General features: G+C 65.5%; 6 protein-coding genes. 4 read left to right on the forward strand and 2 right to left on the reverse strand.

Features of this window, described 5'->3' with window-relative positions; genetic code table 11:
* Positions 1-2: 2 nt before the first annotated feature.
* Positions 3-1,826, forward strand: coding sequence for an NAD(P)/FAD-dependent oxidoreductase (locus VN047_RS18965; RefSeq protein WP_325545440.1), 1,824 nt, complete (start codon positions 3-5; stop codon positions 1,824-1,826).
* Between the two features lie 22 nt (positions 1,827-1,848).
* Here the strand turns inward: VN047_RS18965 and VN047_RS18970 are convergent, their stop codons facing one another.
* Together VN047_RS18970 and VN047_RS18975 are read right to left on the reverse strand one after the other, a co-directional pair.
* Positions 1,849-2,631 carry an SDR family NAD(P)-dependent oxidoreductase gene (locus VN047_RS18970; RefSeq protein ID WP_325545442.1) on the reverse strand — a complete coding sequence of 261 codons (783 nt, stop codon included), beginning with the start codon at positions 2,629-2,631 and terminating at the stop codon, positions 1,849-1,851.
* A 54-nt stretch (positions 2,632-2,685) separates the two neighbouring features.
* Positions 2,686-3,486: a crotonase/enoyl-CoA hydratase family protein gene (locus VN047_RS18975; RefSeq protein ID WP_325545444.1), complete on the reverse strand. Its 801-nt coding sequence runs from the start codon at positions 3,484-3,486 to the stop codon at positions 2,686-2,688.
* 107 nt (positions 3,487-3,593) lie between these two features.
* Here VN047_RS18975 and VN047_RS18980 point away from each other — a divergent pair, with 107 nt between their 5' ends.
* From VN047_RS18980 to VN047_RS18990, 3 genes are all read left to right on the forward strand, one after another.
* Complete coding sequence (locus VN047_RS18980) at positions 3,594-4,463, forward strand: LysR substrate-binding domain-containing protein (RefSeq protein WP_325545446.1); 870 nt, start codon at positions 3,594-3,596, stop codon at positions 4,461-4,463.
* A gap of 93 nt (positions 4,464-4,556) precedes the next feature.
* Positions 4,557-5,708, forward strand: a complete 1,152-nt coding sequence (locus VN047_RS18985; RefSeq protein ID WP_325545448.1) for an acyl-CoA dehydrogenase family protein — start codon at positions 4,557-4,559, stop codon at positions 5,706-5,708.
* On the forward strand, positions 5,708-6,066 hold a 359-nt coding region (locus VN047_RS18990; RefSeq protein ID WP_325545450.1), incomplete at its 3' end, for an acyl-CoA dehydrogenase family protein. The genes VN047_RS18985 and VN047_RS18990, both read left to right, overlap by 1 nt.

Genomic DNA, 6,066 nt, shown 5'->3' on the forward strand with positions numbered 1-6,066 from the left:
TATTGAGTTCGCAGGACAATCCCGAATCCGGAATCGATCTGGACGCGCTGGCCCGGAAATATGTCGAAGAACGCGAAAAGCGTCTGCGTCCCGACGCGGTTGAGCAATACCGGTCGTTGACCGGGGCGTTCGCCGCGTTTGACGCCGATCCCAACGCGCTGCCCGAATTCGATCGCGAGCCGGTCGAACGGAGCGCAGATGTGCTGATCATCGGCGGCGGTTTCGGTGGACTTCTGACCGCGGCGCAATTGAGCAAGCGCGGTGTCGGGGACATTGTGATGGTCGAGAAGGGCGCGGACTTCGGCGGCACCTGGTACTGGAACCGCTATCCCGGCGTCCGCTGCGACGTCGACGCCTATATCTATATGCCGCTGCTCGAGGAAACCGGATATGTGCCGAGCGAGAAATACGCCAGGGGTGCCGAAATTCACGAGCAGTGCCGGCTGATCGCGGAGAAGTTCGGCCTCTATTCCAAGGCGCTGTTCCAGACGCTGGTGGAAACGCTGCATTGGCAGGACGAAACGCAGCGCTGGACCGTAACCACCGATCGCGGCGACAGGATCGAGGCGCGCTTTATCGTCTCGTCCACCGGTTTGTACAGCAGTCCGAAATTGCCCGGCATCGCCGGCATCGAAACGTTCGAGGGCCCAAGCTTCCACACAAGCCGCTGGGACTATGATTTCACGGGCGGCGATGCCGACGGCAATCTGACGGGACTGAAGGGCAAGAAGGTCGGCATCATCGGGACGGGCTCGACCGGAATCCAGTGCGTTCCCCCCGTCGCCGCGTCCGCCGAGCGCCTCTATCTGTTTCAGCGAACGCCGTGCACGGTCGACATTCGCGGCAACGGGCCGACCGATGTCGAATGGTTCAATGCGCTCGCGCCCGGCTGGCAAAGGGAGCGGATGATGAACTTCACGCTCTGCACCGCGGGAATCCCGCAGGCCGAGGACATGGTGAACGACAGCATGACCAACCTGTTCCGCCGCCCCGAAACCGACAACGCCCCGGCGGCCGGGGAGCCGGACGCCGACGCACGCAACAGGGCCGAGATACTGAAGATGGAAAAGGTCCGCCAGCGGATCGATTCGATCGTCGAAGACCGGAAGACGGCGGACGCGCTCAAGCCCTATTATCATTATTTCTGCAAGCGCCCGGGCTTCAGCGACGACTATCTGCAGGTCTTCAACAGGCCTAACGTCACGCTGGTCGATACCGCCGGGAAGGGCGTCGAACGCGTCACGCCCCGCGGGATCGTCGTCGACGGGCACGAATATGAACTCGACTGCATCATCTATGCGACCGGGTTCGATTTCATGACCAGCTACACCCGCGAGTCCGGGCTGACCGTGGTCGGGCGGGGCGGCCGATCACTCGAGGATCACTGGAGCGACGGCGCGCGAACCCTGTTCGGCATGCAGACGAGCGGCTTTCCGAACTTCTTCGTGCTGTCGATCGTGCAGGCGGGCGTTTCGCTGAACTATCTGCACACCGCCGACGTTCAGTCCATCTATATGGCCGACCTGATTTCGCATTGCATCGACAATGGTCTCGGCAGCGTCGAGCCGACGCCGGAGGCCGAACGGGAATGGGTCGAGCGCTGCGTCGAACTGTCGGCGGCACGGCGCGAATTCCACCTGAACTGCACGCCGAGCTATTTCAATTTCGAGGGCGCCCCGCCCGAACAATATCAGTTGAACGCCCCGTTCGGCGGCGGCGCACTTGCCTATTTCGAAGAGCTCGAGGCGATGTCGCGCCAGCGTTTCGCGAACCGCCTGAAATTCGGGGACCGCGTGGACGTTCGCGGCCCCTGCCTGACCGGATGACGTCGGCGCCTGCCGGGCGCCGTCAGCGCGGCGCCATGCGGATGGCCCCGTCGAGCCGCACATCCTCGCCGTTGAAATAGCCATTCTCGATCATCGCCACGGCCAGCATCGCATATTCCGCCGGGGTCCCGAGCCGCCGCGGAAAGGGCACCGACGCAGCGAGCGCCTCGCGCGCCTTTTCGGGAACCCGCGCGAGCAGCGGCGTTTCGAAGATTCCGGGCAGGATCGTGTTGACGCGAATATTCTCGGCCGCCAGATCGCGCGCGATCGGCAGCGTCATTCCGACGACCCCGCCCTTCGATGCCGAATAGGCAACCTGGCCGATCTGCCCGTCCTCGGCCGCGACCGACGCGGTGTTGACGATCGCGCCGCGCTCGCCATCGGGGAGCGGCGGCAGCGTCAGCATGCCGGCAGCCGATTTGACGATACAGCGAAAGGTGCCGATCAGGTTGACCTCGAGGATGCGATGGAAATTGTCCATCGGATATTCGACGATGCTGCCGTCTTCGCGCGACCGGCTGACCGTCTTGGCGCCGCCACCGACGCCAGCGCAATTGACGAGGATGCGTTCCTGCCCGTGCGCCGCGCGCGCGGCCGCAAAGGCCGCGACAACCGAATCCTCGCCGGTGATGTTGACCGGGCAAAAGATGCCGCCGATGTCGCCCGCGACCGCCGGCCCGCGCGCTTCGTCGAGATCGAAGATCGCGACCTTCACGCCTCTCGCTGCCAGCGCACGCGCCGTCGCTTCACCAAGCCCCGAGGCGCCGCCGGTCACCACCGCGGCAATCATGGAGTCGAGTTGCATTCGGGATTCTCCTCACAGTCTTTCGATGATCCTCGCGGACCGAACGGATTTCCCTCACCCGTCGGTGAAGCGGGGCTCGCGCTTTTCGACGAATGCGGCGACGGCTTCGCCATGGTCGGCGGTGTGGTGCGCCAGCGCCTGAAAGGCGGCCGACAGTTCGAGCAGCGGCGCGAGCTTCATATCCTGACCCTCGCGCAGCAGCCGTTTCGCCATCCGCGTCGCATGTCCGGGATTGGCCGCGATCTGCCCGGCGATTTCCATCGCGCGCGCGAGCAGCCGTTCGCCCGGGACGACTTCGCTCACCAGCCCGTATTCGAGCGCGCGCGCGGCATCGATCGTCTCGCCGGTAAGCGTCATCAGGCTTGCCTTTGCCATGCCGATCACCCGCGGCAGCAGCCAGGCGCCGCCATCGCCCGGCACGATGCCGAGCTTCACGAAGCTCTCGGCAAAAAGCGCATTGTCGGCCGCGATGCGAATGTCGCACATGCACGCAAGATCGAGCCCCGCACCGATCGCCGGCCCGTTGATCGCCGCGACCACCGGCACCTCAAGCTCATAGAGCGCCGCGGGAATCAGCTGGATGCCGCTGCGATAACGATTGCGGATCTCGAAGGGCGTGCCCGCGAACATGCCGGCCCGGCTCTGCATATGCTTGACGTTGCCGCCCGCGCAAAAGGCCTTGCCCTTGCCGGTCAGAACGACGGCGCGAACGCTCGCATCGCGCGTGACGCGCGCGCAGAATTCCGCGATTTCCTCGCTATGCCGGGTTTCCGATATCGCATTGCGCTCGTCCGGGCGATTGAGACTCGCGACCAGCACCGGGCCTTCGCGTTCGACAATCAGAAAATCGGCCACAACTCGTCCTCCGCACGGTACCGGGCTCATCCAGCCCCGCGCAGCTATGCAGCCGCATGATCCAAGTCTAATATTGAATATCGAACAGACGATACACGAGGGATATCATGGACCTGAGGCAATTGCGTTTTTTCGTGACGCTCGCGGACACGCTGAACTTCCACCGTGCCGCGGCACGGCTCCATATCTCCCAGCCACCGCTGAGCGTCGCAATCCGCAAGCTCGAGGAGGAAATCGGGACGCGATTGTTCGACCGGACGAGCCGCGGCGTTACGCTGACGCCGGCAGGAATTGCGGCGCTCCCTCCTGCCCGCGAGGCGCTGGCGCAGGCCGCGCTCGTCCACGAAGCGGCCGGGCTTGGCTCGCGGGGACAAACGGGTCGCCTGTCGGTGGGCTTCGTGGGATCGGCGATCGGCGAGTTGTTGCCGCGGATCATCCCGCCCTTTCGCGAAACCCATCCTCTTGCCGATCTCGACCTTGCCGAGATGACGAGCGTCGGAATCGCCGATGCCATCGAAGCGCGCGCACTCGATGTCGGGCTGGTGCGCCTGCCGGTCATGCGGCGGCACCGGCTCGACATCGCGGTCATCGAAGAAGACGATCTCGTCCTCGCCCACCGGATCGACGACAATTTACAGCCCCGGGGCCCGGTTCCGCTCCGGACCCTCGCCGACCGGCCCTTCATCGTTCACAGCGCGGTCAGCGTATTGCATTCGGTCATCCTGCTCGCCTGCCGCGACGCCGGCTTCGCTCCCCGCATCGCGCAAGAGGCGGTGCAGGTGCAGACGATCCTCAGCCTCGTCCAGTCGGGGCTTGGCGTCGCGCTTGTCCCGGCGCGCATGGCGCGGTTCGCGCCGCAGGCGGTCCGCCTGACCCCGCTGGCCGAACCGGTCCGGATCTCGACGGGGATTGCCTGCCGCGCCGACGCCTCGCCGCTCGCGCGCAACTTCATCAGACAGGCGCTGGCGGCTCGATAGCCAATTCGTATCAATATGCGAGAAAACGATATTTGATTCCTGACACTCGTACGCGCATCATGATCACGCGCTATTCCGGATTGGTGGTGGTTCTTGCTCGAAAATTTCAACTTTCACTCGCTTCCGCCCGCGGACGAGGCGCTCCGCCCTGCGATCAGGGCTTTGGCCGAAGAGGCGGCCGTGACGTTGAGCGTCGACCAGCGCGCACGATCCTGGCAGGGCTTTGACGCAGCGTTCAGCCGAAAGCTGGGTACGGCCGGTTTTCTTGGCCTCACCCTGCCGCCGGAATATGGCGGCGGCGGACGCGGCCCCTTCGCGCGCTTCGTCGTCGTCGAGGAATTATTGTCGCTGGGCGCGCCCGTCGCGGCACACTGGATCGCCGACCGCCAGAGCGCGCCGCTGATCCTCAATTTCGGCACCGAAGAGCAGCGCCGGGCGTATCTGCCCCGCATCTGCCGCGGCGAGATATTCTTCTGCATCGGCATGAGCGAGCCGGGGTCGGGATCGGATCTCGCCAGCGTCCGCACCCGCGCCGAGCGCAGCGTCGGCGGCTGGCGTCTCAACGGCCAGAAAATCTGGACGACCAACGCGCAGCATGCCGATTACATGATCGCGCTGGTGCGAACGTCGGGAACGCCGGCGGACCGCCACGCCGGCCTTTCGCAGCTCATCGTCGATCTCCGGGCACCCGGCGTCACCATCCGGCCGATCGAGGACCTCGCCGGCGACAGCCACTTCTGCGAGATATTCTTCGACAATGCCGAACTTCCCGCCGATGCGCTGATCGGGGCAGAGGGCGAAGGATGGAAGCAGGTCACCGCCGAGCTGGCGTTCGAGCGCAGCGGCCCCGAACGCATCTATTCGAGCATCATCCTTCTCGACGCCTGGATCGCGCATCTGCAGAAACAGGACCGCGTCGGCGAAGCGTCGCTGCGGCTCGCCGGGCGGTTCATGGCGCGACTCGCGACGCTGCGGGCGATGTCGATAGCCTGCACCGCTCGCCTCGCGCAGGGCGAAAGCCCGGTCGCCGAAGCCTCCCTCGTCAAGGATCTGGGGACGAGCTTCGAGCAGGAGCTGCCGATCGCGATCGCCGACGATCTCGCCGCGCGGCCCGAAGTAGCCGTCGACGCCGGTCTGCGCCGCGCGCTCTTCTATGTCGCGCATATCGCACCGAGCTTTTCGCTGCGCGGGGGAACGCGCGAGATATTGCGCGGCATCATCGCGCGCGGACTGGGGCTACGCTGATGGATCGCACCGAACTTCTCGCACCCTTCGAACGCTTGCTCGAAACATCGTGCCCGCCCGCCACCGTCCGCGCGATCGAGCGGGGCGAAGACGCATCGAAGCTGTGGAACGAGATCGAAGCGAGCGGCTTCCTCGACGCGCTCGTTCCCGAAAACCGTGGCGGCGCGGGGCTCACGCTCGCGGACATCGCGCCGGTGCTGATGGCATGCGGCCGTTTCGCGGTTCCCCTGCCCGTGGGCGATACCATCGCCGCGCGCTTTCTTTTCTCGCAGTTGGGCGAGGTTGCGCCATCGGGCCCCATCGGCCTTGCGGATGGCCACGACGGCGGGGCGGCGACCGGCGCCCTGCCGGCACCGCG

Origin of the sequence: Sphingopyxis sp., from assembly GCF_035565275.1 — a bacterium.
In the GTDB taxonomy this organism is placed as follows: Bacteria; Pseudomonadota; Alphaproteobacteria; order Sphingomonadales; family Sphingomonadaceae; genus Sphingopyxis.

What these genes read in the sequence shown, in the direction of transcription:
- VN047_RS18980 (WP_325545446.1), top strand. Translation starts at nt 3,594, where the DNA reads ATGGACCTGAGGCAATTGCGTTTTTTCGTGACGCTCGCGGACACGCTG.
- VN047_RS18970 (WP_325545442.1), bottom strand. Translation starts at nt 2,631, where the DNA reads ATGCAACTCGACTCCATGATTGCCGCGGTGGTGACCGGCGGCGCCTCG.